The organism is Actinacidiphila sp. bgisy167, from assembly GCF_965342175.1.
Lineage (GTDB): Bacteria > Actinomycetota > Actinomycetes > Streptomycetales > Streptomycetaceae > Actinacidiphila.
This window is the reverse complement of sequence record NZ_CBDRBL010000005.1, coordinates 25,456-50,520: the sequence shown is the minus strand read 5'-3', so window position 1 is coordinate 50,520 and position 25,065 is coordinate 25,456. Positions and strand designations below refer to the sequence as shown.

At 73.9% G+C, this 25,065-nt stretch carries 21 protein-coding genes, 1 tRNA gene and 3 pseudogenes; 12 read left to right on the top strand and 13 right to left on the bottom strand.

The annotated features are described in order from the left end of the window. Positions 1–20: 20 nt before the first annotated feature. The 4 genes and pseudogenes from ACRWND_RS03185 to ACRWND_RS03170 form a co-directional block, all read right to left on the bottom strand. Positions 21–302: a hypothetical protein gene (locus ACRWND_RS03185; RefSeq protein WP_431945600.1), complete on the bottom strand. Its 282-nt coding sequence runs from the start codon at positions 300–302 to the stop codon at positions 21–23. A 98-nt stretch (positions 303–400) separates the two neighbouring features. Continuing rightward, positions 401–1,293, bottom strand: a pseudogene (locus ACRWND_RS03180) (SDR family oxidoreductase). Further along, positions 1,290–2,240 (bottom strand): alpha/beta fold hydrolase, encoded by a 951-nt coding sequence (locus tag ACRWND_RS03175; protein ID WP_431945598.1) that lies wholly within the window; start codon positions 2,238–2,240, stop codon positions 1,290–1,292. The pseudogene ACRWND_RS03180 and the gene ACRWND_RS03175 overlap by 4 nt, the downstream one beginning before the upstream one ends. Continuing rightward, entirely contained in the window at positions 2,237–3,742 is a 1,506-nt protein-coding gene (locus tag ACRWND_RS03170) for a flavin-containing monooxygenase (RefSeq protein WP_431945596.1), read from the bottom strand. The genes ACRWND_RS03175 and ACRWND_RS03170 overlap by 4 nt, the downstream gene beginning before the upstream one ends. Positions 3,743–4,011: 269 nt before the next feature. Here ACRWND_RS03170 and ACRWND_RS03165 point away from each other — a divergent pair, with 269 nt between their 5' ends. Next, positions 4,012–4,851 (top strand): arylamine N-acetyltransferase family protein, encoded by an 840-nt coding sequence (locus ACRWND_RS03165; RefSeq protein WP_431945594.1) that lies wholly within the window; start codon positions 4,012–4,014, stop codon positions 4,849–4,851. Between the two features lie 42 nt (positions 4,852–4,893). After that, positions 4,894–5,019: a hypothetical protein gene (locus tag ACRWND_RS03160; protein WP_431945592.1), complete on the top strand. Its 126-nt coding sequence runs from the start codon at positions 4,894–4,896 to the stop codon at positions 5,017–5,019. Positions 5,020–5,060: 41 nt separating this feature from the next. On the opposite strand, the pseudogene ACRWND_RS03155 reads toward ACRWND_RS03160, so the two are convergent. Continuing rightward, a pseudogene (locus tag ACRWND_RS03155) lies at positions 5,061–5,275 on the bottom strand (DUF4287 domain-containing protein). A 132-nt stretch (positions 5,276–5,407) separates the two neighbouring features. On the opposite strand from ACRWND_RS03155, the gene ACRWND_RS03150 reads away from it, so the two are divergent. Together ACRWND_RS03150 and ACRWND_RS03145 are read left to right on the top strand one after the other, a co-directional pair. After that, positions 5,408–6,355, top strand: a complete 948-nt coding sequence (locus ACRWND_RS03150) for an MIP/aquaporin family protein (protein ID WP_431945590.1) — start codon at positions 5,408–5,410, stop codon at positions 6,353–6,355. A 226-nt stretch (positions 6,356–6,581) separates the two neighbouring features. Then, the gene (locus ACRWND_RS03145) at positions 6,582–7,664 is read left to right on the top strand and encodes a glycerophosphodiester phosphodiesterase family protein (RefSeq protein ID WP_431945588.1); all 1,083 of its coding nucleotides are present in this window, start codon (positions 6,582–6,584) and stop codon (positions 7,662–7,664) included. A gap of 69 nt (positions 7,665–7,733) precedes the next feature. Here the strand turns inward: ACRWND_RS03145 and ACRWND_RS03140 are convergent, their stop codons facing one another. After that, positions 7,734–8,639 carry a DMT family transporter gene (locus ACRWND_RS03140; protein ID WP_431945586.1) on the bottom strand — a complete coding sequence of 302 codons (906 nt, stop codon included), beginning with the start codon at positions 8,637–8,639 and terminating at the stop codon, positions 7,734–7,736. 208 nt (positions 8,640–8,847) lie between these two features. Beyond that, positions 8,848–10,044, bottom strand: coding sequence for a MarP family serine protease (locus ACRWND_RS03135; RefSeq protein WP_431945584.1), 1,197 nt, complete (start codon positions 10,042–10,044; stop codon positions 8,848–8,850). A gap of 618 nt (positions 10,045–10,662) precedes the next feature. On the opposite strand from ACRWND_RS03135, the gene ACRWND_RS03130 reads away from it, so the two are divergent. Continuing rightward, entirely contained in the window at positions 10,663–10,932 is a 270-nt protein-coding gene (locus ACRWND_RS03130; protein WP_431945582.1) for a DUF2630 family protein, read from the top strand. After that, on the top strand, positions 10,929–11,252 hold the full coding sequence (locus ACRWND_RS03125; protein WP_431945580.1) for a GNAT family N-acetyltransferase: 324 nt from the start codon (positions 10,929–10,931) through the stop codon (positions 11,250–11,252). Before ACRWND_RS03130 ends, ACRWND_RS03125 begins: the two co-directional genes overlap by 4 nt. Positions 11,253–11,636: 384 nt before the next feature. Here ACRWND_RS03125 and ACRWND_RS03120 read toward each other — a convergent pair whose 3' ends face one another. After that, the gene (locus ACRWND_RS03120; RefSeq protein WP_431945578.1) at positions 11,637–12,077 is read right to left on the bottom strand and encodes an OsmC family protein; all 441 of its coding nucleotides are present in this window, start codon (positions 12,075–12,077) and stop codon (positions 11,637–11,639) included. Positions 12,078–12,302: 225 nt separating this feature from the next. On the opposite strand from ACRWND_RS03120, the gene ACRWND_RS03115 reads away from it, so the two are divergent. From ACRWND_RS03115 to ACRWND_RS03105, 3 genes are all read left to right on the top strand, one after another. Further along, positions 12,303–14,849: a SpoIIE family protein phosphatase gene (locus ACRWND_RS03115; protein WP_431945576.1), complete on the top strand. Its 2,547-nt coding sequence runs from the start codon at positions 12,303–12,305 to the stop codon at positions 14,847–14,849. Between the two features lie 154 nt (positions 14,850–15,003). Then, complete coding sequence (locus tag ACRWND_RS03110) at positions 15,004–16,473, top strand: dihydrolipoyl dehydrogenase family protein (RefSeq protein WP_431945574.1); 1,470 nt, start codon at positions 15,004–15,006, stop codon at positions 16,471–16,473. An 86-nt stretch (positions 16,474–16,559) separates the two neighbouring features. Further along, on the top strand, positions 16,560–17,513 hold the full coding sequence (locus ACRWND_RS03105) for a hypothetical protein (protein WP_431945572.1): 954 nt from the start codon (positions 16,560–16,562) through the stop codon (positions 17,511–17,513). A gap of 78 nt (positions 17,514–17,591) precedes the next feature. On the opposite strand, the gene ACRWND_RS03100 is transcribed toward ACRWND_RS03105, so the two are convergent. Then, positions 17,592–19,289 carry an IucA/IucC family protein gene (locus ACRWND_RS03100; RefSeq protein WP_431945570.1) on the bottom strand — a complete coding sequence of 566 codons (1,698 nt, stop codon included), beginning with the start codon at positions 19,287–19,289 and terminating at the stop codon, positions 17,592–17,594. A gap of 75 nt (positions 19,290–19,364) precedes the next feature. On the opposite strand from ACRWND_RS03100, the gene ACRWND_RS03095 reads away from it, so the two are divergent. Beyond that, positions 19,365–21,041 carry an IucA/IucC family protein gene (locus ACRWND_RS03095; protein ID WP_431945568.1) on the top strand — a complete coding sequence of 559 codons (1,677 nt, stop codon included), beginning with the start codon at positions 19,365–19,367 and terminating at the stop codon, positions 21,039–21,041. Between the two features lie 42 nt (positions 21,042–21,083). On the opposite strand, the gene ACRWND_RS03090 is transcribed toward ACRWND_RS03095, so the two are convergent. Then, a complete protein-coding gene (locus ACRWND_RS03090; protein WP_431945566.1) occupies positions 21,084–21,833 on the bottom strand; it encodes an aminoglycoside 3'-phosphotransferase in 750 nt (249 codons plus the stop codon). Positions 21,834–22,060: 227 nt separating this feature from the next. Continuing rightward, complete coding sequence (locus tag ACRWND_RS03085; RefSeq protein WP_431945564.1) at positions 22,061–23,023, bottom strand: alpha/beta hydrolase family protein; 963 nt, start codon at positions 23,021–23,023, stop codon at positions 22,061–22,063. Between the two features lie 355 nt (positions 23,024–23,378). Here ACRWND_RS03085 and ACRWND_RS03080 point away from each other — a divergent pair. After that, positions 23,379–23,626: pseudogene (locus ACRWND_RS03080) on the top strand (hypothetical protein); the annotation flags it as partial. Beyond that, positions 23,622–23,852: a DUF6461 domain-containing protein gene (locus tag ACRWND_RS03075; protein WP_431945562.1), complete on the top strand. Its 231-nt coding sequence runs from the start codon at positions 23,622–23,624 to the stop codon at positions 23,850–23,852. The pseudogene ACRWND_RS03080 and the gene ACRWND_RS03075, both read left to right, overlap by 5 nt. 165 nt (positions 23,853–24,017) lie before the next feature. Here ACRWND_RS03075 and ACRWND_RS03070 read toward each other — a convergent pair. Together ACRWND_RS03070 and sepX are read right to left on the bottom strand one after the other, a co-directional pair. After that, positions 24,018–24,091 (bottom strand) — tRNA-Ala (locus tag ACRWND_RS03070). Between the two features lie 63 nt (positions 24,092–24,154). After that, positions 24,155–25,015, bottom strand: a complete 861-nt coding sequence (sepX, locus tag ACRWND_RS03065; RefSeq protein ID WP_431945560.1) for a divisome protein SepX/GlpR — start codon at positions 25,013–25,015, stop codon at positions 24,155–24,157. Positions 25,016–25,065 lie beyond the last annotated feature (50 nt).

Here is a 25,065-nt window from a genome sequence, read left to right as displayed (position 1 = left end):
TCACGCCTGAACCACGCGGGTCAGGACCGGCCGTGCCGCTCGTCGGTCTCCGGCGACCGCTGGCGGTCGCCGCCCTTCGGCATCGACTGCGGGGCCTGCTTGGCCGGCTGGCCGTGGCCGGGCTCGCGGCCGGGCTCGCGGCCGGGCTCGCGCTGCGGCTGCTTGCCCTGCTGACGCATCGGCTCACCTGCCATGCCCTGGGCGCGCTCGCGGGTCTGGCCGATGCGCTCCTGGGCCTGGGGCTGAGCCTGCGGGCGGTGCTGCTGCCCGGCCTTGCTTCGCGTGGGGTCGTTCTTGCCCATGATCACTCCTTCGTGATGTATGGAATGGGCCTCGACCAGGCTGACACGGCTGAACACACTACGCATTTCGGACGAACGCGTACCGTGAACGGCCCTGGTCAGACAGGCCTTTCCGACCGGGCGCGTTCGTCGGCGGCACCCCCGCGGCCCACGAGACCGCGCCGGACCCCGCCCGCGGCGGCGAGCCGCGGCTGCAGGCGGCGCATCTCCCGCCGCCCCAGCGCGCCGCCGATCAGAGCGGGAAGACATCCGCGCAGGGGCTGCGTTCCGCGCAGCCATCGCTGGGCGTAGACATGCGGCGAGCGGCGCGCTATCCCGTCCGCGAGGCGCCTGACGGCCGGTTCCGGCGGATAGGTGCGGCCCGCCGGCCAGGGCAGCCGGGAACGCGCCTCGCGCAGCACCTCGTCCTCGTCGGCGCCCCGCACCATGTCGGTGTCGGTCCAGCTCAGGTAGCCCACACCGACCTTGACGCCCTTGATGCCGACCTCCGCGCGCAGGCAGTGCGCGAAGGCCTCGACGCCCGCCTTGCTCGCGCAGTACGCGGTCATCAGCGGCGCCGGTGCGATCGCGGCCAGCGAGGCGATCTGCAGCAGGTAGCCGCGCGAGGCGACGAGCGCCGGGAGGAAGGCACGCGCGGTGACCACACTGCCCAGCAGGTTCACCTCCACGACCCGGGCGAAGCGGCGGGTTCCACGTCGAGGAACGGACCGCCGGTCGCCACACCGGCGTTGGCGACGACGACGTCGACGCGGCCGTAGCGCTCCACGACCTCCCCTGCCGCCCGGTGCACCGCCTCACCGTCGGTGACGTCCACCGTCCAGCACCCGGTGTCCGGGCCGATCTGCCGGGCGACGCCCCCCAGTTCGTCCGCTTCCAGCCCCAGCAGCGCCAACCGGGAGCCCCGTGCGGCGAGTTCCTTGGCGAGCAGCGCCCCCAGGCCCCGGGCGGCCCCGGTCACCACCGCGACCTGCCCGTGCAGCGACCGGCTCATACCGGCTCCCCCTCACCCTGGGCCTCCCGCGCGACCTCCGTGCCGGGCCGCAGATGCTCCTCGACGAGGGTGCGTATGACGCCCGCCACCGCCACCGGGTCCTCCAGCGGCGTCATGTGTCCCAGGCCCGGCAGTTCGGTGAGGCCGGCGCACCGCGGGAGCCGGGCGGCCAGGCCCCGGGCGTGCACCGGCGGGGTGAGCTTGTCGGCGGCGCCCACCAGCACGGCGGTGGGCGCACGCAGCGCGGCGACGCCCGCGTCCAGGTCGAGCCCGGCCAGCACCCGGCCCCAGGCGGCGCGTTGGCGCCGACCGCAGGCATGCACGATGCGGGCGGTGGCGGCCACCAGCTCCTTGCCCGACGCCGCGCCCAGGACCCCGTACTTGAGCGCCGCCCGGGTCACCGCGGACTGCGGGCCGAGCGGCGCCGAACTGACCAGCAGGAAGCGGTGGAAGGCGTCCCGCACCCGCCTGCTGCGCACTCTCGGCGGCAGCACCATCGCCTCGGTGAGCAGCCGTCCGCTGCCGGTGCTGGCCAGCAGCACCGCGGCCGTCCGGGTCCGCACGACGGCCCGGCCGCCGGCCGCCATCGCCGTCATCCCGCCCATGGAGTGCCCGACCAGCACCACTTTCTCGTCGCCCCGGACGACGGCCTCCAGGACCGCGCAGAGGTCGTCGGCGAGCGCGCCGGTGCCGTATCCGCCGGGCCCCGGAGTCCCGCTGCCTCCGTGGCCGCGCTGGTCGTAGGCCACGACCCGGTACTCCCCGGCGAGTTCGCGGACGAGCGGGGCCCAGAAGAGGGTGCTGCAGGTCCAGCCGTGGATCAGCACCACGGCCGGCGCGGCCCCGGCCTCGGGGCCGTACTCCTCGACGTGGATCCACGTACCGTCCGCGGACCGCACACGGCGGGTGCGCCGGGCGGCCGGGAGGTCGAAGACGGACGCGGTCACGAGGCCGCCCCCGCGCGCTGCGGACGGTCCGCGGCGACGGGTACGAGCTCGTACTCCCGCAGGTCCAGCCGGCGCGTGGCACGCCGGAACTCCGCGGTCGTGCCGGGCCAGATGGTGGTGTTGCGGCCCTGGTCGTCCAGGTACCAGCTCACACAGCCCCCGGTGTTCCACACCGTGCGCGCCATCCGGCGCTGCAGCAGTTCGTTCCAGGACCGCACGGCCTGCGGACGGGCGTCGAGCGCGGCGGCCCCGGTGGCCTCCAGGGCGCGCAGATACGCGACGAGGTAGTTCAGCGAGGACTCGATCATCAAAACCATCGAGCTGTTCCCGAGGCCGGTGTTGGGCCCGATGACGAACAGCAGGTTGGGGAAGCCGTCGACGGTGCAGCCGCGCAGCGCTGCCATGCCGCCCTTCCAGTGCTCGGCCAGCGAACGGCCGTCGGCGCCGAACACCCGCTGCGCCACGGGCATGTCGGTGACGTGGAAGCCGGTGCCGAAGACGATGGCGTCGGCCTCCCTCTCGGTGCCGTCGGCCATGACGAGGGTCGAGCCGCGCACCTCCTTCAAGGCGGAGGCGACGACCTCGGTGTTGGGCCGTGTGAGCGCCGGATAGTAGTCGTTGGACAGCAGGATGCGCTTGCAGCCGATCCGGTAGTCCGGGGTCAGCCTGGCCCGCAACGCCGGGTCCTCGACGGACCGGCGCAGATGCGAGGCGGCGAGGGCCTGCGCGCCGCGCAGCAGCGCCGGATGCCTGGTGAACGCCCCGACCTGGAACTCGCGGACCAGCCAGAGCAGTCCGCGCCGCGCCCTGGCGGTGGCCGGCACCGTGTCGTGCAACCACTGCTCGGCCCGGCTGATCCCGCGGTCCGCGCGCGGCATCACCCATGGGGGCGTCCGCTGCACCACGGTCAGGCGCGCCACCTGGGGCTGGATGGCGGGGACGATCTGGATCGCGGAGGCGCCGGTGCCGACCACGGCGACCCGCTTGCCTCCGAGGTCGGCGTCATGGTCCCACCGGGAGGAGTGGAAGACCCGTCCGGGGAAGGTGTCGAGGCCCGGGACATCCGGCAGCCTGGGGTCGGACAGCGGCCCGGTGGCGCAGACCACGAGATCGGCGGTGAGGTCGCCGCGCGAGGTGGTGATGCGCCAGTGCCGCGCGCCGGCGTCCCATCGGGCCGCTTCGACCTCCGTGCCGAGGCGCAGGTGCGGGCGGAGGCCGAAGGTGTCCGCTACCTGTTCCAGGTAGGCGCGGATGTGCGGCTGGCCGGAGAAGGTGCGCGGCCACCGCGGGTTGGGCGCGAAGGAGAACGAGTAGAGGTGGGAGGGCACGTCGCAGGCGCAACCCGGGTAGCTGTTGTCCCGCCACGTCCCGCCGACGGAGCCCGCGCGCTCCAGGACGACGAAGTCGGTGATCCCCTCGCGGCGCAGCCGCACGGCGGCGCCCAGCCCGCCGAACCCCGATCCGACCACCGCCACCCGCACGTGTTCGCCCTGTCCGGCCATACCGCCGCCTCTCGGTGCCGCGCCCGTGCCGCATCGCGCCAGTGCCCACCGGCGCGTTTCGGAGCGTAGACCGTGGGGCGTTACCTGGGGTAGAGGGCGGTCGCGCGCGGCGCCGTCCCCACCGCACAGGCTGACCGGCGTGGCGACGCACCCGCCCGAGCACCGGATGGCAGAGCTCGTGGAGGCGGCCGGCGTCCCGGTCCGTGCCGTGCGCGGGTCCGCCCCGCGACCGTCCCCAGGGCGGTGCCGCGCATCCGTACCGTGGTCGTATGACGCTGGATCTCGACGCCTACCTCGCCCGCATCGGATGGACCGGGGAGCGCCGCCCGACGGCGGACGTGCTGCGGTCCGTGCACCGCGCCCACCTGCTGGGCATCCCGTTCGAGAACCTCGACCCCGTCCTGGGCTGCGCGCCCTCCCTCGCGCTGCCCGACCTGGAGGCCAAGCTCGTCCGCGGGGCGCGCGGCGGCTACTGCTACGAGCACAACACCTTGTTCGCCGCAGCACTCAGCGCCCTCGGGTTCCGGGTCACGCTGCTCACCGCGCGCGTCCTGGTCGGCGCCAGGCCCGGCGAGGTCCGTCCCCGCACCCACATGCTCATGCTCGCCGAGGCGCCCGGAGATCCGGTGCCGTGGGTGTGCGACGTCGGCTTCGGCAGCATCGGCGGCCTGCTGGAGCCGTTGCCCCTGGCGGCGGACGTAGAACTGCACGACGCGCCGCGCCGTCACCGGCTCGTCCGCGCCCCGCACGACGGCCCGCTGCCCCTGTGGCGTCTCCAGGCGCACCTGCCCGGCGCCGCGGCCGACGGCGCGAGCGGGGGCGGATGGGAGGACCAGTACGCCTTCACCGTCGAGCCCTTCCTGGCCCCCGACTACGAGGTCGTCAACTGGCACGTGGCGACCAACCCGCGCTCCCCCTTCTCCCGTGGCGTCTACGCGCAGCGCACCACCGGCGACGCCCACCTCTCCCTCACCGGACTCCGTGTGACCGAGACGGCCGCCGACGGCACGCGCAGGGAACGCGAGCTGGCGGACGCGGACGAGGTGCTGCGGGTCCTGGCGGACGACTTCGGTGTCCGGCTCCCCGAGGGGACGCGGCTGCCGCGCTGAGCGGCGCTGCGGGGCCGTACGAGGTCCCTCACCGGACTCCGTGTGACCGAGACGGCCGCCGACGGCACGCGCAGGGAACGCGAGCTGGCGGACGCGGACGAGGTGCTGCGGGTCCTGGCGGACGACTTCGGTGTCCGGCTCCCCGAGGGGACGCGGCTGCCGCGCTGAGCGGTGCTGCGGGGCCGTACGAGGCGCTTGGCCACGAGGCGCTACGAGACGTGCTGCGCTTCCGCGAGGGTGTGCGCCACCAGCGCGTTGGCGTGACCGTGCCCGAGGCCGTGCTCGGCCTTCAGCCAGCCGACGAGCTCCATGTGCCGGGTCAGCGGACTGGAGCGGATGAGCTCCTTCCACTCCGCGACCGGGCGGCCGTACTTCTTCTCGTAGCCGGAAAGTAGCTCGCGGGGCCCTTCGCGTTCTGAGTCATGCCTGGTTGACCGCGTGAGCGGTGGGTACTCGTCGGCGACCCTGGCGTGACCTGCGTCACGCCTTGTGGTTGCGGTGGCGAATGTGCCGGGTTATCACGGAATCAGGCGGAAAACCTAAGGGGGCCACCACCATGGCCGCTGATATTTCCCCTCTCATCAAGGGTTCTCGACTCAAGAGCCGCGGCGGGCTCCTCGGTGAATGCCTCGCCGAGTTCCTGGGGACCTTCGTCCTCATCGCCTTCGGCTGCGGTGTCGTCGCGACCGCCGTCGCCGCCCTTCCCGGCTCCGGACGCGCGGAGACCCCGACGACCATCTTCCTGGCCGCCGGCGACTGGCTGCTGATCACCTGGGGCTGGGGCTTCGCGGTGATGCTGGGCATCTACGTGGCCGGGGGCGTCAGCGGAGCGCACATCAACCCGGCGATCACCCTGGCCTTCGCGCTGCGCCGCAAGTTCGCCTGGAGCAAGGTGCTGCCGTACTGGTTCGCACAGCTGACGGGCGCGTTCGCCGGTGCAGCCCTGGTCTACCTCGTCTACCACGACGCGATCACGGCGTTCGACGCGGCCAGCAAGGGGCCCAAGACCAACGGGCACACCGTCGCCTCGTTCTCGATCTTCGCCACGTTCCCGGCGCCCTACTTCCACGGAGGGATCTGGGGACCGCTGATCGACCAGATCGTCGGAACGGCCTTCCTGGGGATGCTGGTCGTCGCCGTGATCGACCTGCGCAACACCGCGGTGAAGGCGAATCTCGCGCCGCTGGTGATCGGCTTCGTCGTGGCCGCCATCGGCATGTCCTACGGGGCGAACGCCGGCTACGCGATCAACCCGGCCCGCGACTTCGGCCCGCGCCTGTTCACCTGGGTCGCCGGCTGGGGAGAACTGGCGCTGCCCGGCACCTCACCGGGCGCCTTCAGCAACTTCTTCTGGATACCGATCGTGGGGCCGCTCATCGGGGCCGCGATCGGCGTGCTCGTGTACGACCTGTTCATCGGCGACGTGCTGCACGCCCGGGCGCGAAAGGGCGAGACGGCAGAGCCCGGACGGGCGCGGCCCGAGAACCCGGACGACGAGGTCTAGTCCGTCTCACTGTGGCGCAGCCGCACAAAGGCGCGGCCGTCGCAAGCCCGTCAGACGGGCGCAGACGTCACAGAGGAGCGGCCGGACTTCATGACGCAGAGGAACTCCCGGGGAGTGATCGTTCCCCGGGCGTTCATCGTGCTCTCATGTACGGGCTCCATACCCGCTCCACCTGCGCCTTAACGTCACGAGGTCCCAATTCGCCCGTGATGTAGACGAGGTGTACATGTCCCTCCGGCACGCTCTCGCAGCCCTGGCCGTCGTACCCGCACTCGTGGTGCCCACCGCCGCCCAGGCGGCCACCGCCCAGGACCACGACCCCGGTCTCGGCCACTCCCGGCAGGTCGACTTCGACCTGCAGGCCCACCGCGGCGGCATCGGCATGACCACCGAGGAGTCCCTGGAGGGCTTCGGCAAGGCCCTCCGCCTCGGGGTGAGCACCTTGGAGATGGACACCCAGATCACCAAGGACGAGAAGGTCGTCGTCAACCACGACCGCCAGATCAGTGCCCAGAAGTGCAAGGACACCGGCCCCGTGACGCCGGGCGACCCGATGTACCCGTACGTCGGCAAGTACATCAAGGACCTGACCCTGGCCCAGATCAAGACGATGGACTGCGGCTACCAGCAGCTGCCCGGCTTCCCTGAGCAGGAGCAGATCAAGGGCCACCGCATGGTGGAGCTCAAGGACGTCCTGGGTCTGGTCAAGAGCTACAAGGCCAACAAGGTCAAGCTCAACATCGAGACCAAGGTGGAGGCCGGGGCGCCCGAGCAGACGGCGCCGCGCGAGCTCTTCGTGCGCCGTGTCTTCGAGGAGATCCACCGCTCGGGCATCGAGAAGCAGGTCACCATCGAGTCCTTCGACTGGGGCGCCCTGAAGGAGATGCACAAGCTCGCGCCGAAGTACCCCCTGGTGGCGCTGACCAACTACGACTTCCTCCAGGTCGGCAAGCCCGGCGCCTCCCCGTGGCTCGGCGGCATCGACGCCGACGACTACGACGGCGACTTCGTCAAGGCCGCCTCCGCCATCCCCGGCGTCACGGCGCTCTCCCCCGTCTACGGCATGCCGCAGAACGGCACCGTCGCGGACCCGAACTTCACGTTCTACGTGAGCGAGAAGATGGTGGCCGACGCCCACGAGCGCGGCCTGAAGGTCATCCCGTGGACCTGCGACGACAACCCCACCATCGAGGCGCTGATGGACATGGGCATCGACGGCATCATCACCGACTACCCCAACCACGTCCGGCAGATCATGGCCGACCGCGGCATGCGCCTGCCCAAGGCCTACCCCGCCCCGCGCCACTGACCTCCGGCGAACCCCGCGCGGACGCCCCCGGGACCTGCCGGTCCCGGGGGCGTCCGCGTCCGCGGGCGTTCAGGTGGCGGAGGGGGCCGGTTCCCCGGCGGGACCGGTCAGGTGCTCCTCAGGATGGACGCACTTGTACAGGCACTGGGTGCGGGACATCGCGAAGACGCCGTAGCTCAGCACCGTGAACCCGATCAGAGCGGGCAGCAGCCACATGCCGGCACGCGGCTGCTCACCGTAGAGCGTGACCCCGAGGCAGAAACCGACGACCGCGTCGCCGAGCGTCAGGGCGGGCTGGGAGGCGATCAGCGGTCCGCCCTGCATCGCCGTCCCCAGCAGGAGCAGGGAGAAGGCGCCGGCCGCGGCGAACGCGTAGGTCTGCCAGGACAGCAACCAGACCGCGACCCCCTGGTGCTCCAGGATGTCCATGGACGACTTGATCAGCGCGGCCGTGAGGGCGTTGCCGACCGCGGCGCCGGCGCCCAGGCACGCGGCGCGCATCAGACCGTTCGGCCGCCGCAGCCCGGCGAGCACCAGCACCGCGCCGAGCCCGCCGACGATGAGCAGTGTCGGCACCCACCAGATGCCGGGAACCTGCTCACGCCCTCCGCTGGGAGCCATGGAGAAGAGGAACAGCGCGAGGCCGCCGGCGATGCACACCACGCATACCCACGCCTTGCGGGACAGCTCGACGTGGAAGACCATGCCTCCGATCACCAGCGCCAGCGGCAGTTCCAGGATGAAGACCGGCTGGACCGCCGCGAGCGAACCGGTGCCCAGGGCCAGCGCCTGGAAGATCGCGGCGAGGATGACGCCGAGGATGCCGGCGAGCCAGACGGGGGTGCGCAGCAGGTCCTTCATCAGACCGAGGCGCAGGGACTTCGCCGCGGGGACGGCGAGCACCGCGCGACGCTGCAGGACCGTTCCGAAGGCGTTGCTGCAGGCCGCGAGGACGGCGAAGAGGATGGAGATCATAAGGACGGCACCACTCCCGCGTCCGGTTCATTCGGTTATGCGGGTGAAAGGGAAAGTCTAACGTCGCGGACGTGCGGAGGCCGCCGCGACGGGTCGGGCCCGGGCACCGGGGCCGGGGCGGGATGGCCTCAGCCCTGGTGAGCGGCCCTAGCGGTCGGCCTTGGTGAGCGGCCCTGGCCATCGGGGGCGTGCGCACCGACGGCCGCGGTCACAGCGCGGCCCGGTCGCCGGTGTCCACCGGCTGCGTCGCGTGCGCCGCACGCTGGGCCTGGGAGCGCACTTCGTCGGCGGTCAGCGCGTAGCCCGTCGTGGGATCGGTCGTCGAGCGCGCGAAGACCATTCCGTAGACGCGTCCGGAGGTGTCCAGCAGAGGCCCTCCGGAGTTGCCGGGGCGCACCACGGACCGCACCTGGTAGATGTCGCGGGTGACCGTGCCGTCCCCGTAGATGTCCTGACCGGTGGCACGGATGCGCCCGGCCACCGTCGCCGCGCGCAGGTCCAGGCCGCCGTCCTGCGGGTAGCCCGCCACCACGGCGCCGTCGCCGCGCACCGCGTCGTCGGTGAAGCTCAGCGCGGGTGCCGTCAGCCCGGGGACGTCCAGGACGGCGATGTCCTTGCCCGGGTCGAAGAGCACCACGGTGGCCCGGTAGGCCGGCCCGGTGCCGCCGACCTGGACGGCCGGTTCGTCCACTCCGGCCACCACGTGGGCGTTGGTCATGACGTGCTCGTCGGCGTAGACGAAGCCGGTGCCCTCCTGACCCTGGCGGCGGCCGTCCACGAAGGCGACGCCCTCGATCTTGACCGTGCTGCGCGCGGCGGCGCCCGCCGCGGCAGCGGTGACGTTGTCCCCGGAAGGCTCGGGCACCCCGTTGACGGGTTCGGACTCGAAGGGGTTGAACACCCTGGGGAACCCGGCCTCGGCCAGCGCGCCGGTCGCCTTGCTGAACCAGGTCGGCGCCTGCCGGGGCATGGTGTCCTGGACGGCGCCCAGCACCCCGGACCCGCGGATCGACTGGACCAGCACGCTGGAGGACGACGTCACCAGCACGCTCGCCGCCACCCAGGAGACCAGCAGCACGGCCACGGCGTTCACCACCGCACCGCCCAGTCCGTCGAGCCAGCGCAGCGGGCCCCAGTCCAGACCGGTCCGCACCTTCCAGGCGATCCCGGAGGCGAGCGCGTGCCCGCCGGCAGCCGGCACCAGCACCGTGAGCAGGGCGACCAGGCTCGCCCGCGGGGTGCCGGGCTCGACGAACTGCAGCAGGTACGGCAGCAGCCACACGCCCACCACCGCGCCGCCGAGGAAACCCGCCAGCGAGATGCAGCCCGCGACCAGCCCCCGCCGGAAGCCGGCGACGGCGTAGGCGACGGTCAGCACCAGCAGCAGCAGGTCGAGCAGGTTCACCCGAGGGCCTTTCGACGACACCCTGTGACCGGGAAACGCACATTAACTGACCATTGGTTCCCATTTATGGCGCAGCCCACGCAGAGCCGGTCACATCCGTTCCTCACTCCCCCGGAACACCGGGGGCCTCGCAAGAGAAGGGCCCGGCGCGGATTCCGTGTCACGACACGGAATCCGGCACCGGGCCCTCCGTCGCACCGCACCCCGTCCCCACGGGTCGGCGCGTGCGGGGCCCTCCCACCGCTCAGGGGCGGCCCCGCAGCTCACTTTCCCCTTAGAGGTCGCGCGGACAGGCGGGCTGGCGTCGCGGGTCGATGGCTCTCGCCTGGCGGCGTTGTCGTCGGTCGCCGCAGCTCCGCTGCGTCTCCCTTCTCCGCCTTGCCGAACTCGGCCCTCGACCCGCTCCCTTCTCCACCCCGCCTGTCCGCGCGACCTCTTACATGTGGACGACCGGGACGGCCCCGGCATTCCCGTCTTGAGCTGTGATTCTGTTCGCCGCCGGGAATTCCCGTGCGCGGGCCGAGCCCGGCGTCCGCCCTGCCGGGCCCGCAGGGCCCCGATCGCACGGGACCGGCGGGCTGCCTAGAGTGGAGGCCGAGGACCGAGGAGGTGCGGGCCGTGGCCGAGCAGCACGCGGGCGATCGCCCGGAGAAGGCGATTCTGGACCGGATCAGCGCGATGGTCTCCGACGAGAGGACCTTGCGCGAGCTCCTCAGCGAGGGCCGGATGGACGGCGACACCGAACGTGCGCGGCTCGAAGCGCTGGAACGCGAGCTCGACCAGTGCTGGGACCTGCTCCGCCAGCGCCGCGCCAAGACGGAGGCGGGCGAGGACCCGAACGAGGCGAGGGTGCGTCCCTCGCGCACCGTGGAGGGCTACGAGTCGTGAAGAGCGACACGAAGAAGAGCGACACACAGGTGACGGACGCCGTCGGCGCGCGGCGGTACGAGGCGCGCGTCGACGGCACGCTGGCGGGCTTCGCCACCTACATCCGCACCCCCGAGATGATCGCCTTCCTGCACACCCAGGTCGACCCGCAGTTCGAGGGCCGCGGCGTGGGCTCCGCGATCGCCCGCCACGCCCTGGACGAGGCGCGTGAACACGGCCAGAGCGTACTGGCGGCCTGCCCGTTCATCTCGGGCTGGATCGCACACCACCCCGAGTACGAGGACCTGCAGTACCAGCCGCGCAGCGTGGTCAGCGACTAGCGCCGGGCCGCGCCGTCCGGCGCGGCCCGCGAGTCCGGCGGTCACGACGCGCGCTACGGCTCCCGCGCCTTCGGTCGACGTGGCCACCGGACGCGTCAGCGCGACTTCGCCCTCGCCCGGGGGGCGTGTTCACCGCTGCCGTCGCGCAGCGGCCGCGTGCGGGCCGCGTGCCGCCCTGGCGGCACGCGAGCGACAACATCCGGCCCGTCGACAGCGGCGCGGGCGGTTGCCGGGCGCCGGCCGGACGCCGGCCCACGAAGCGGCCGACACATGCGGCGCACGGGCACGAACCGCAGGGCCGACGGCAACCCGATCTCGCGCGGCAGGTCCGGGTCCCGGTGTGCCCGCGGTCTCGGCGCCTTCGCGTCCTCGCCGGGGCGCGGGTCAGGCCAGCGACGCCGTGAGCGTGATCTCGGTGCCGGCCAGCGCCTTGCTCACCGGGCAGTTCGCCTTGGCGTCCTCGGCCGCCTTGATGAACGCCGCCTCGTCGAGCCCGGGCACCTCGCCCTCGACGGTCAGGTGGATGCCGGTGATGCCGGTGCCCGGCGTGAGGGTGACGTCGGCCTGGGTGCGCAGCCGGGTCGGCGGGGTGCCCGCCTTGCCCAGACCGGCCGACAGGGCCATCGAGAAGCAGCTGGAGTGGGCGGCGGCGATGAGCTCCTCGGGGCTGGTCTTCCCGCCCGGCTCCTGCGAGCGGGCGACCCAGGTCACCGGGTACTCCCCGACGCCGGAGGAGTCGAGGGTCACGACCCCGCTGCCCTCCGTCAGGCTGCCGTCCCAGACGGTGTGCGCGATCCGCGTGGTGGAGTGCGGCGTGCTGGACATGGTGGATCCTCCCGAGTGCGAGTACGTCGTGCGGGTCCAAGTGTTCACCACCGCGCGCCGCTTCGCGAAGCGATCTCCCTCCCGTCGGCGTCCGGGTCGCCCCCTGTCAAACCGCCATCACCCACACGAGTGGCTGTACGCGGCTATTTCACCGACCCGCCTCCTGCCGCCGTTCCGCCGTCCTACTTTCGGGACCTGGGACGCGGAAGTCGAGGAGTGAGCCTGGTGGTCGAATCCGTGCGGGTACCGATCCTCGCCTCGTGGGAGCGCTGTGAGACCGCCGGCCTCGACCCCGAGCGCTTCGAGGTCCCGTACCGCGAGGACCTCGACTTCACCGGGGCCCTGGTCCGGGCCGCCGGTCCCGTCCTCGACCGGCTCGCCGGCACGCTCTCCGGCACCCGCACCGCCGTGCTGCTCGCCGACGACCGGGGGATGATCGTCGACCGCCGTGCCGCCGAGCCCCCGCTGCTGCCCGCTCTGGACCGGGTGCGGCTCGCCCCCGGCTTCAGCTACCACGAACTCGACGCCGGGACCAACGGCATGGGCACCGCCCTGGCCGCCCGGCAGCCCGTCCGCGTCTCCGGCGAGGAGCACTTCTCCGCCGCCCTGCGGGGCTTCACCTGCTTCGGCGTGCCCGTCCGCCACCCCGTCAGCGGGCGGGTGGAGGGTGTGCTCGACCTCACCAGTCTGCACGGTGACGCGCATCCCCTCATGGCCGAACTCGCCCTCGGCTGCGCCCTCGCCATCGAGCGGCGGCTCCTCGAGCAGTGCGGCGCACGCGAACGCGCCCTGCTGCACACCTACCTGACCGCCGAGCACGGCCGCGCCTCCGCGGGCGGCTGCCTGCGGCTCGACGGCACCGGGCACGTCCGGCGCGTCGGGCCTCCGGCCGGACTCACCGACGGCGACGAGTCGGCACTCGCCGGGAGCGCGGCCGATCTGATCGCCGCCGGACGGCGGGACGCGCTCGAACTCCCCCTCTCGCAGGGCCGCACGGCGCACCTTCTGTGCAGGCCGCTCGCCGCGGGCGGCGCCGTCGTGGAGGTCAGCCTGCCCGGGGGCGCCGGGTCCCCGCGTGTCCCCGACGCCTCCCACGGCGGGTCCGGGCGCCAGCCGCTGCTGGTCGGCGAGCCGGGGGTGGGCCGTCTCGCCGTCGCCGCGCGCCGCCGCCTGGAACTGCTCGGCGAGACCGCCCTGCGGATCGGCACCACCCTGGACGTCGCCCGCACCGCCCGCGAGATCGTCGAGGTCACCGTGCCCCGCTTCGCCGACGAGGCGACCGTCGACCTGTTCTGCCCCGTCCTGCACGGCTCGGCCCCCGGCGGCCCCGGGGCCGAGCTGCGCCGGGTGGCGGCGAGCGACGCTGCCCCCGGCGCCGCGTACGCCCCGAACACCAGCGGCGAACCGGTCCGCTTCGCCCCCGGCAGCCCCCAGGCCAGAGCCCTGTGCGGCAGCTCCGCCGTCCGTGACACCTCCCCGGGCCCGGACGGCGAACCGCGCGCCGTCATCGCCGTCCCGCTGCGCGCCCGCGACACGCTGCTGGGCGTCGCCACCTTCGCGCGGGCCGCGCGGGCCGAGCCCTTCGCCGACGACGACCTCACCCTCGCCGGGGACCTCGCCGCCCGCGCCGCCGTCTGCATCGACAACGCCCGGTTGTTCACCCGCGAGCACCAGCTCGCCCTCGAACTCCAGCGCAGCCTGCTGCCGAACGGCGTGCCGGAGCAGCGCGCCGTGGACGTCGCCCACCGCTACCTCCCGGCGGCGCGCGGCCGGGTGGGCGGCGACTGGTTCGACGTCATCCCGCTCTCCGGGGCGCGGGTGGCGCTGGTCGTCGGCGACGTCGTCGGGCACGGCATCCACGCCGCCGCCGCCATGGGCCGGCTGCGTACGGCCGTGCACAACTTCTCCGCCCTCGATCTGCCCCCGGACGAGCTGCTGGGCCGCCTGGACGACCTCGTCGTCCGCCTCGACGAGGAGAGCAGCACCGGTCCCGGCCTCGCGGGCGCGACGTGCCTCTACGCGGTCTACGACCCGGTCACGCGGCGCTGCCGGCTGGCCCGCGCCGGCCACCTGCCACCGGCGCTGCTCGCCCCGGACGGCGGGGTGTGCTTCCCCGACCTGCCCGCCGGACCGCCCCTGGGCCTGGGCGGACTCCCCTTCGAGGCCGCGGAGTTCCCGGTCCCCGAGGGCAGCGGCCTGGTCCTCTACACCAATGGCCTCATCGAGGGCCGCCACCTCGACCCGGACACCGGCATGCGCCGCCTGGGCCGCGCCCTCGCCGCCCTCCCGCGCGACAGCCCGCCGGAGGAGGTCTGCGCCGCGCTCGAGGCCGCGCTGCGCCCCGCGCCCTGCGCCGACGACGTCGTCCTGCTCGTCGCCCGCACCCGCTCCCTGGACGAGGCCCAGGTGGCCTGCTGGGACGTGGCCGACGACCCCGCGGCCGTCTCCGCCCTGCGCTCCGCCATCACCCACCGGCTGCGGGACTGGGGCCTGGACGAGCTCGCCTTCACCACGGAGCTGATCGCCAGCGAGCTGATCACCAACGCCATCCGGCACGGCGCCGGCCCCGTGCAGGCCAGGCTGCTGCGCGACCGGGCCCTGGTCTTCGAGGTCGCCGACGCCAGCGGCACCTCCCCCCGGTTGCGCCGCGCGGCCAACACCGACGAGGGCGGCCGGGGCATCTTCCTCGTCGCCCAGCTCTGCCGCCGCTGGGGCACCCGTTACACCGAACGGGGCAAGGTCATCTGGACGGAACAGCAGCTGCCCGCCTGAGGCCGCCCGGACGTGCCCCTCCAGGAGCACGCCCCGGGCGGGGCGGCGCCGCCCCGGGTGGGACCGGTGAGAGCGGTGGGACCGTGCGGTGACAGCGGCGGTGAGACCGGGGGCTCCGGCTGTGCGCGGACGCGGCGTTGCCTACGGTGGAACCATGACAACGGCGGCTGACAGCGGTACGAGCACGCGCACGGACACCTACGACGTCATCGTCATCGGCGCCGGCCCCACCGGGGAGAACGTCGCCGACCGGACCAGGCAGGCCGGACTGACCACCGTGGTGGTCGAGGCGGAGCTGGTCGGCGGCGAATGCTCGTACTGGGCGTGCATCCCCAGCAAGGCGCTGCTGCGCCCGCAGGCGGCGCTGGAGGCCGCGCGGGCCGTCGCGGGGGCCCGGGAGGCCGCGGGCGGGCGACTGGACGCCGCCGCGGTGCTGGCCCGGCGCGACTGGTGGACGGGGAACTGGAAGGACGACGGGGCGGTGACCTGGCTGGACTCGGTCGGCATCGACCTCGTCCGGGGGCGCGGACGGCTCGACGGCCCGCGCCGGGTCGTCGTCGAGACCCCGGACGGCGGCGAGCGCGTCCTGCTGGCCCGGCACGCCGTGGCGGTCTGCACGGGCACCCGCGCCGAGCTGCCCGGCATCGCCGACGGCCGCGTGTGGACCAGCCGCGAGGCCACCAGCTCCTCCGAGGTGCCGGGGCGGCTCGTGGTGGTCGGCGGAGGTGTCGTCGGCGTCGAGATGGCGACCGCGTGGCGGTCGCTCGGCTCCGAGGTGACGGTGCTGGTCCGCGGCTCCGCGCTGCTGCCGCGCTGGGAGCCGTTCGTGGGCGGGCTCGTCGCGGAAGGGATGCGCGCCGCCGGGACGGAGATCCGCTTCGGCGTGTCGGTGACGGAGCTGCGGCGCGCCGATGCGGCCGGGCCGGTCACCCTGCTGCTCTCCGACGACTCCGCACTCGTCGCCGACGAGGTCCTGTTCGCCACCGGACGCGCCCCGCACACCGACGACCTGGGCCTGGAGACGGTCGGCCTGACCCCCGGCTCGTGGCTGGCCGTCGACGACACCTGCCTGGTCGAGGACGTCGAGGGCGGCTGGCTGTACTGCGCGGGCGACACCAACCACCGCGCCCTCCTCACCCACCAGGGCAAGTACCAGGGCCGTATCGCCGGGGCCGCCATCGCCGCCCGCGCCAAGGGCGAGCCCCTGGACACCGCTCCCTGGGGCCGGCACACGGCCACCGCCGACCACAGCGCCGTCCCCCAGGTCGTCTTCACCGAGCCCGAGGCCGCCGCCGTCGGCCTCACCGCCGAACAGGCACGGCAGGCGGGCCGCCGCGTGAAGGTCGTGGACTACGAGATCGGCAGCGTCTCCGGCGCCGGCCTGTACGCCGACGACTACAAGGGCAAGGCCCGCGCCGTGGTCGACCTGGACCGGGGCCACCTCGTCGGCGTCACCTTCGTCGGCCCGTCGGTCGGGGAGATGCTGCACGCGGCCACGATCGCCGTCGCCGGCGAGGTGCCGCTGGAGCGGCTGTGGCACGCCGTACCGGCCTTCCCCACCATGAGCGAGGTGTGGCTGCGGCTGCTGGAGACCTACCGGGACGCACCGGACGGCGAGGGCTGAACGCGCAGGGCGGCCCCGGGCGCCTGCCGATAGGATCGCGCCCTGCTCGTGGAGTCGAGTCCAGGTCTGTCGAGGGGACATCTGAGGTGGGGATTTTCCGGCGCGGGCCGAAGCGTGACCAGCGGGACGCACCCCGCGACCCCGAGTACGCCTTCTTCTCGGTGGACGAGGGCGCGCGCTTCCGCGCGATCGTGCGGGAATCGTTCGCCGAGCTCGGGCTGGAGGTCACCGTCTTCACCGACATGGTGACCGACGACTCCGGCCGCCGCTTCGGGCTCGGCAACCTCGCCGCGCTGTGCCACAACGACCGGCGCGGCCCGCGCGTGTGGCCGCAGCTGGCGCGCGAGCACATCGGGGCGGTGCTGCGCACGCTCGACGGGCCCTCACCGCTGGAGACCATGCCCGCCGAGGAGATCCGCGAGCGGCTCTACCCGCGCCTCGTCCCCCCTGACGCGATCGACCCCGAGACCTTCCGCTACGCCCGCGTCGCCGCGCCCGGGCTGCTGGAGGTGCTCGCCCTGGACCTCCCGGAGAGCGTGATGACGCTCGCCGACCACGCCCTGGTCCCGCTCGGCGACGCCCGCGAGCTGCGCGGCCGCGCCCTGCTCAATCTGCGCGACCTTCCGGTGGAACGGCACGAGGTCGTCCGGCACGCCGACGTGCGCTTCGACGTCCTGGTCGGCGACTCCTTCTTCACCGCCGCCCGGGTGCTGGTCCTGGACGAGCTGGTGGAACGGGTCACCGGGAAACCGCTGACCGCCGACGGGGCGCTGGTCGCCATGCCGTTCCGGCACCAGCTGGCCTTCCACGCCATCCGCGACAGCGGCGTCATCCCCGCGCTCAACGGCATGGCGGGTTTCGCCGCGGCGGGCCACGAGGACGCGGTGGGTCCGATCAGCCCGTACGTCTACTGGTGGCGGGACGGCGTGCTGACCCAGCTCAGCCACAAGGACGGCGACGGGCTGCTGATCACCGTGGGCGAGGAGTTCCAGGACGTCCTCGAACGACTCGTGCCCGACCAGGCCGGCGACGACAGGTGATCCCGGCGGCCCCGCGGGTCGGCCGTCGCACCGCTGACCGCCGCCGTCCCGGAACGCCTCCGCCCCGTGACGCCGGCCTCAGCCGCTCTCAGCAGGACGAGGGCGCCCGGGCGGCGCCACGGGGTTCGGCGGCGCCGCCGCGTGCAGCTCGCCGGGGTCGGAGCCGGAGCCGGAGCCGAGGTCAGAGCCGGAGCCGGGGTCGGAGCCGGTCGCCTCGCCGGCCCGGGGCCGCAGCGGGTTCGGCAGCGGCTGGTAGCGGGCGGCTGCGCCGTCCGCCTCCGTCCAGCGCAGGAGCAGATTGGTCTTCGCGGGGATGTGCGGGGCGGCGAGCAGCTCCCGCAGCGGTGCCGGGTCGCCGTGCCCGGCCGCCCACTCCTGGAGGAAGCGCCGGGCCCGCGCCCACAGCGCCGGGGTGAGGCCGGGGTGGCGTTCGGCGGCCGCGCCCGCGATCTCCAGCAGGTTGTTGGTGACGAGGCAGTACACCAGGCGCTCCCAGCCGTGGGCGGCGTCCACACCGGGCCCGGCGGCGTCCGGCCGACGACGGCGGCGCAGCAGCTCCCGGTGCCGCTCCTCGACCAGCTTGACGCCCTCGTGGTCGCGGAAGAGCGCCTGGCCCGGCAGGCCGTCGGCGTCCACGGCGACGAGCACGTTCTGCAGGTGGCACTCCAGCACCACCCCGTGCCGCAGATACGCGTGCAGCACCGGCGGCACGACCTGCCGCAGGTACGCCTCCCACCAGGCCAGCGTGTCCCGCGCGGTGAGTCCCGGCGCGGCGAGCGGGCTGCCCTCGTACCCCTCGGCGACGGCGGCCGCGAGCAGCGGGGTCAGCCCGGGCCGCACGTGCCCGCCGAAACCCTCGCGGACCAGCACGGCCAGCGCCTCGTACGGGTCCCGGCCGCCCAGGGCGGCGGTGCGGTACCCGCGGTCGGACAGGACGTCCGCCTCCGGGACGCCGCGCAGCACCTCGTCCACCGGGCCGAGCCAGCGCAGATCGTGCCGCCACAGCCGGCGGATGTCGTTGGTGATCCGCACGTCGAGGCTGAACTTCAGGAAGAGGTCGGCCTCGGGCAGGTACACCGTCCGCAGGGACGCCGTCGGCACGGCCGGCACGGCGGTGCGGCCCAGGCGCAGCAGGCGCCCGTCGTGGAAGGCGGGGAGGTCCCCCAGCAGGGCCAGCTGCCAGGGGTGCGCGGGCAGCACCCGGTAGCCGCCGGGAACGTCCGGGTACAGCCGGTCGAGCACCGCGGTGTCGCCCTCCCCTGCCAGCAGGTCGGCGCGGACCGCGAGCAGGGTGAGCGGAAAGCTCGCGTGCGCCTCGGGCGCGTAGGGCAGCCAGCTCTCCGGCGGGCCGCCACCGCGGCTCTTGGGCGCGGGGTGGTAGCGGTGCCCGGCCACCAGGGCCTGCTCGGAGCGCAGATAGGGATCGGCGGGCGGCGGCGTGCGGTCGCGGGCTTCCAACAGGGCGGCGAGCACGTCGCGGCTGTCCGCGATCTCCGCGGGCAGCCCGGGGGCGGTCACACCTGTGCGGGCGGTGAGCTCCGCCGAGGCGACCTCGACCAGGCCCTCCAGCGGGAGCGGCCGCCAGCCGTCCCGGGTGCGCAGCTCGGGGCCGGTGGGGCGCCGCCCCGGCCGCGTCCGCAGCAGCCGGCCGGTCGCGGGCAGCCGGTGGACGAGACGGCCGCCGTCCTCACCCGCGGCCTCGGCGACCTCGCGCAGCAGGCAGTTCAGCAGGGCCGTCGCGGACAGCGCCTCGGCGCGTTCCCAGGCGTCACCCACGGCGGCTCGTCTCCACGGGCGACTGCGCTGGTCGAAGCACGGTCGGCGACCTCCTGCGTAGGGTAGGCACCCAACATGTACCCGCACTCGGCGGCTGCGACGCGGCGCCCTTTGGAGACGGCGTTCGCCGGCGACCTGGCGGCGCTCCGACCCGATTTGCGCGACGCGTACGCCGCCGCGCTCCCCGGCGCCCGCGCCGCCGTGCTCGGCCGCCTGTGGCGCGCCCTGCTCCTGGAGCCCCTGCCGGGGATCGCCTCGCGCGGTCCCGGCCGCGTACTCCTGCACGACGGCCGGGTGCTCACCGGGCCGCGGCGACTGCCGCACGACCTGGGGTCGCCGGCGGACGAGACCGTTCTCCTGTTGGACGGCCGGCCCCAGGAGCATCCGGCCGCCCTGGTGGAGGCCCTCGGCCTGCCGGGGTCGGGCCTGCTGCGCGAGGAACTCGACCACAGCGTCGCCTCGCTCGCCCTGTCCCGCGCGGGAGCCGCGGACGCCGCGCAGGCGCACGGCTCGCGGGACGGCGGCGTCCGGCCGCCGTCACTCGCCTCCTACGAGCAGGGTGTCGTCGACGGCCACCCCTACCACCCGTGCTGCCGCAGCCGCCCCGGCTTCTCCGTGGCCGAGCAACTGGCCTACGGTCCCGAGCACCGGCCCGTCGTCGCCCTCGACCTCGTCGCCGTCCCCGCCGCCGAGTGCCTGGTCGCGGGCGTCTGGCCGGACCGGTTCCGGGACGGCGACCGGCTGCTGCTGCCCGTCCATCCCTGGCAGACCCGGCACATCCTGCCAGCCCTCGGGGTGCGCCCTTATGCCGAGGCCGCGGTCCCCGCCCGGCCCCTGATGTCGGTGCGCACCCTCGCCCCGCGGGGCGGCGGGCCGCACCTGAAGACGGCGCTGAGCATGCGGATGACCTCGTCCGTCCGCGACATCTCCGCCCGCTCGGTGACCGACAGCGCCCCGTTGTCCGGGCTGCTGGACGAACTGGCCCGGCGGCTCGGCCCCGGCACGCTGCACATCACCCGCAACCTCGGGGCGGCCTGCGCCGTCGTCGGCGGTGAGGCCGTCCCCGACCTCGCCGCGATCCTGCGGGAGTCCCCGGCCGGCTTCGCGGACCCCGCGGCCGGCGAGAGCGTGCTGCCCGTCGCCGCCCTCACCGGGCGCCCCGCCGCCGGCGGACCGCCGCTGCTGCGCTCCCTGCTCGCGGCCGCGGCACCGGGCCCGCCCCCGGACGGCGCCGCGTGGCTCACCGCCTTCGCCGGGCTCGCGCTCCCGGCCCTGCTGCGGCTGCTGTCCTGGGGCGTCGCCCTGGAGGCGCACGGCCAGAACCTGCTGGTCGTCCTCGACCGGCACGCCCGGCCGCTGCGGCTGGTCTACCGCGACCTCGCCGACGTCCGGATCAGCCCGGCCCGCCTCGCCCGGCACGGCGTCCGCGTGCCCCCGATGGGCCGCGGCCTCAGCGACGACCCGGCGGTCCTGCATTCCAAGCTCTACGGCTCCCTGGTCGCCACCACGTTCGGCAGCCTCGTCTCCGCCCTCGGGGAGGGCCACCGCCCCACCGAGGCCCGGCTGTGGGACGCGGTGCGCACGGAGGCCGTCCGCGCCTTCGACGCCCACCCCACCACGGCGGACGCCCTCGCGGACCGGGCGGCCCTGCTCCGCGCCCCCGAACTCGCCGTCAAGGCCCTGACGTCGATGCGGCTGGAGACCGCCGCGCACGGCGACCAGTGGACGGGACTGCCCAACCCCCTGCTCTGACGCGGGGTTTCCCGCGGCCGGGCCGTCCCGTCGGGGCGCCCGTCAGGTGACGCTCCACAGGCGCCGGTAATAGGCTGTCCGCTCCGGGTCGGGGACTGTGCCGTACGCCTCCAGGAGCGCGTCCTCCCAGCCCGGCCCGTAGTTCCACTCGGTGCTCCATGTGGCGACGGCCAGATCGGCCCAGCGGTCGGCGACACCGAGGGCGCCCATGTCGACGTGGCCCGACCAGGAACCGTCCTCGCCCAGCAGCGTGTTGGGCGCGCAGGGGTCTCCGTGGCACACCACGAGCCGGTCGACCGGGGGCGCGGGCGGCAGGTCCCCCGGCACGCGCCTGCCGGCCCTCCGGGCGCGTTCCAGGCGGGTGCCGACGGACCAGTCGTACGGGCAGCGGTCCACGGGCAGCCGGTCGTGCAGCGCGCGCAGCCCGGCGCCCAGCGCGCGTACCGCCGTGCCGGGGTCCGCCGTCCAGCGCGGGCTGACGGCGCTTTCCCCGGGCAGCCCGCGCGTCACCAGCCAGGCGCCCGCCTCGTCCGTCCCGTACTCCAGGACGGGCGGCACGGGCGTGAAGCGGCTCGCCCACTCCAGGCGCTCGGCCTCGGCTCCCAGGTCGAGCCCCGAGCCGGCCGGCGCCCACTTGGCGAACAGCCGGTCCTCGCCCGCGCCCAGCCGGAACGTCACCCCGCCCGCCTCGTTGCGCCACACGGGCAGCGGCGCCCGCTCCCCCGCCAGCGCGCTGATCCGCGCCGGCACCTCCACCTCGCCGTCCGGCGGCCCCGACATCAGAATCTCCACCGCCGCATGCTCCTCCCCGCGCCCCGCACGGCGCCAGCCCATTTCACGCGTCCGGGACCGCGCGGCAGGGCAGGCCGCTATGCGGCGGCGACCCGTGTGCCGGGGTCCCCGGTCGCGGACGAGGAGCGGGCAGCAGGCTTGACATCCTCCCGGGCTTAAAGGCCCGGGATTCCCGCCTGCTCCCACACAAGCCGTGTGGGTCGCTTCGGGTGGGTGACGGTCGCGGCCTACCGCGAGCCGCCGCCTGCCTCGTCGCCCGCGGTGAACGCGTTCGCGATGAAGCTGACGACCATGGCGCGTCGCTCGTCGTCCTCCTTGGATCCGTACAGCATCAATGTCCCGTGCTCCTCGCCGTCGACCGCGACGAGGCGCTTGTCCGACGCCGCGGACGCCTCGTAGAGCTCGCGGATCTGCCGCTCGTGCCCTCCCTGCATGTCGTCGTGCTCGACCAAGAACATCGAAGGCGCCTTGATCTTCTTGACCGCCGCCACCGCGTCGCCGTCACACCGCGCCGGCGAGGAGAGCAGAGCCAGGCCCGCGAGGGGTATGCCGCTCGCCACGCCCTGCGTGGCCGCGGTGGTTCCGCCGCAGGAGGCCCCCGCGAGGAAGACCCGCTTCGTCCCGAGGTCCTTGAGCTTGTCGAAGGCGGCCTTCGCGTCCAGGGCGCTGGAGGAGTCGGACTTCTCAGAGGCGACGTGGTTGCGGAACTCCGGAAGCATCACCCGGTAGCCGCGTTTGGCGAACTCCTCGGCGAGGTCGAGGAAGTTGCAGATCTGGCCTCCGTACTGATGCCCGAAGTAGACGGCGTCCGGCCCCTTGCCCAGGATCAGTGTGGAGAGGTGCTTGCCGTCCTGTGTGGTCAGTGTCGTGACGTGCTCATACAGCCGTCGGGGCACGCACTTGTTGACGAGGTACCCGGACGGCGTCCGCACGGTGTCCTCGGGGTCCGCCGGCCGGTACGACACCGGCTTCTCGGTGACAGCGTCCTCGGGTTCCTGCGTTCCCTGCGTTCCCTGCGTTCCCTGCGTTCCCTGCGAGGGGTGGACGACCGCGGACTTCACAGGAGACGGGCTGTTGTCCAGCGCCTTCACCGCTACCGGGGCGGGCGCGGCGCAACCGCCGAGAACCACGGCGGCGGCGGCCAGGGACAGTGCTGCGGCGCGGTGACCGGCGCGGCGTTTCCAGGGCAAGGAGTTCCTCCTGAGAGTGCGAAGGCGCGACTGTTGGACGTGCTGTCAGAGGGATTCGACTACCTGTCCATGCCCAGAGACGTCCGAGCCGCGATGAGGTTGGAGAACGTGACGGAGGACACAGTGCGTGGCGACGTCGACAGCCCTGGCGGGCCGATCCGTTCGGCCGCGCACACAGGCGCGGGCGCATGGCGATTCCGATACCGCCGTGGCCACCGGGCGGGTCGGGAGCGCGCCGGCGCCCGCCCGAGATCAGCCGCCTGCGACCGACCGTCCGCGACATCGCACCCGTCTTCTACGCGATAGCCCCGGGGAAAACTGCGACGATGTCCCCCGATTCTCCAGCGGAGGGCATGTGTTCGTTTTCGCGTGCGCGGGATGCGGCGCCGAACTGACCGCCCCGCTGTCCCGGTCGCCCTGCCGGCACACGCTTACCAGAAGTACGGGAACGGGCTGCGGCTCCCGGTGCTCATGGAGGCAGGCACGTTCGCTGAGGATCCGGAGCCCCGGGGACCGCCATGGCGGACATGGGCGGAGGTCCATCCGGCCGAGGCAGTGGCCCGCGGCATCTACGCGTCGGTCTACGCCGTCTCCGACGGTGCCCTCGACTCGACCGTCGACGGGCGTCGGCACGTTCCTCTGGGCGGAGGACCAGGCCCTGCGACTGTGCATCGACCCCAAGTTCCAGAAGGACCGCTGGGGCGCCGACGAGCCCGACGAACTCCTCGACGTCATGCGCCGGATCGGCTCCCATCTCTGGAGCTTGCCCGCGAGCTCGTCCCGAGTGGCGCTTCCCTGCGGCGGCTGCAATCCGGTGCATTCGCGGTGACGATGGAGATCTACACGCATGTCCCGTCCGAGGCGACGCGCAAGGCTCTGCGCAGGCTCGGCAAGCATCTCGACAAGCAAGATCGACCGTAGTTGCTGTACTTCGCTGCTGTACGGCATGACAAAGCCCCTGCCGGATCTCTCCGACAGGGGCTTTGAGCTGCTGTGGACCTGAGGGGATTCGAACCCCTGACCCCCTCGATGCGAACGAGGTGCGCTACCGGACTGCGCCACAGGCCCTTGCAACGAGGAAAACTCTAGCATCCCGCCGAGGGTGCTCGGCGCGCCCCCCGCGCTGGGAGGTCACTCGTTGGCCGCTCGGGGCCGGCCGCGGTCGGCGTGCTGGTCGAACAGAGGGGTGCGGGAGCGGTCGCGGGAGCGGCGCGGGGTGACCGGGGCCGTGGAGAAGGTGGGCCGGGGGGCCGGGACCTCCCAGGTGTCCTCGGCGGGGACGCGCTGCTGGTCGACCCACTCGGCGTGGTCGGTCTGCTCCACCAGGGCGCGCCGGTCGGCCGTCGCAGGCTCCTCGGCGGGCTGTGCGGGCTCTGCCGCGTCGGGCGCGTCCAGGCCGGGCTCGCGGGTCGTACGGGCCTCACGCAGGCGTTTGGCGGCGTCGGCGGCACGGCGCTGGTCGAGCTTGACCTCGAAGCGGCGGCGTTCCTGCGTGCGCAGATAGGCGATGTAGAACGTGAGCAGCACGGCGGGCGCGGCCGGGGCCCAGAGGAAGGCGACACCGCCGACCGCGGCGACGATCATGCCGGCGGTGAAGGCGAGGAAGAGCAGCGTGATGGTGCGGCGTCGGGCGGCGAGCACCTTGGCGCGCGGATCGGGCTTCCTCACCGTCCGGGGGTGCGCCTGACCGCCCTGCTTGCCGGGCTTGCCCGGCTTCCCGCTCTGCCGGGACTTCGGCTTCACCTCTGTCGCGGGTACGGCAAGGGCCCGGACGTCGACCGCGGGCTCCGCCTCGGTCTCCGATTCCGGGTCCGCCGTCTTGGCGTACCTGCGCTCCAGCGCCGCACGTCCGGACAGCAGCCGGATGGCGGTACTGAAGCGCTCCGTCGGGCGCGCTTCGTTGAGCTCGTCCTGCCTACGGAGCCACATCGGCACCAAGTAGGCAGCCCAGGCCCCGACGATGACTGCGTAGATGAGGCCGCTGCTGCTCACGCATCACACGGTAGGGGGGTCGGCCACACGGGATACGCAATTCGGCGCGG

Bases quoted from the DNA above. Each gene is read 5' to 3' on its own strand.
- ACRWND_RS03185 (WP_431945600.1), bottom strand. From the start codon at position 302: ATGGGCAAGAACGACCCCACGCGAAGCAAGGCCGGGCAGCAGCACCGC.
- ACRWND_RS03170 (WP_431945596.1), bottom strand. From the start codon at position 3,742: ATGGCCGGACAGGGCGAACACGTGCGGGTGGCGGTGGTCGGATCGGGG.
- ACRWND_RS03165 (WP_431945594.1), top strand. From the start codon at position 4,012: ATGACGCTGGATCTCGACGCCTACCTCGCCCGCATCGGATGGACCGGG.
- ACRWND_RS03150 (WP_431945590.1), top strand. From the start codon at position 5,408: ATGGCCGCTGATATTTCCCCTCTCATCAAGGGTTCTCGACTCAAGAGC.
- ACRWND_RS03145 (WP_431945588.1), top strand. From the start codon at position 6,582: ATGTCCCTCCGGCACGCTCTCGCAGCCCTGGCCGTCGTACCCGCACTC.
- ACRWND_RS03140 (WP_431945586.1), bottom strand. From the start codon at position 8,639: ATGATCTCCATCCTCTTCGCCGTCCTCGCGGCCTGCAGCAACGCCTTC.
- ACRWND_RS03120 (WP_431945578.1), bottom strand. From the start codon at position 12,077: ATGTCCAGCACGCCGCACTCCACCACGCGGATCGCGCACACCGTCTGG.
- ACRWND_RS03110 (WP_431945574.1), top strand. From the start codon at position 15,004: ATGACAACGGCGGCTGACAGCGGTACGAGCACGCGCACGGACACCTAC.
- ACRWND_RS03095 (WP_431945568.1), top strand. From the start codon at position 19,365: ATGTACCCGCACTCGGCGGCTGCGACGCGGCGCCCTTTGGAGACGGCG.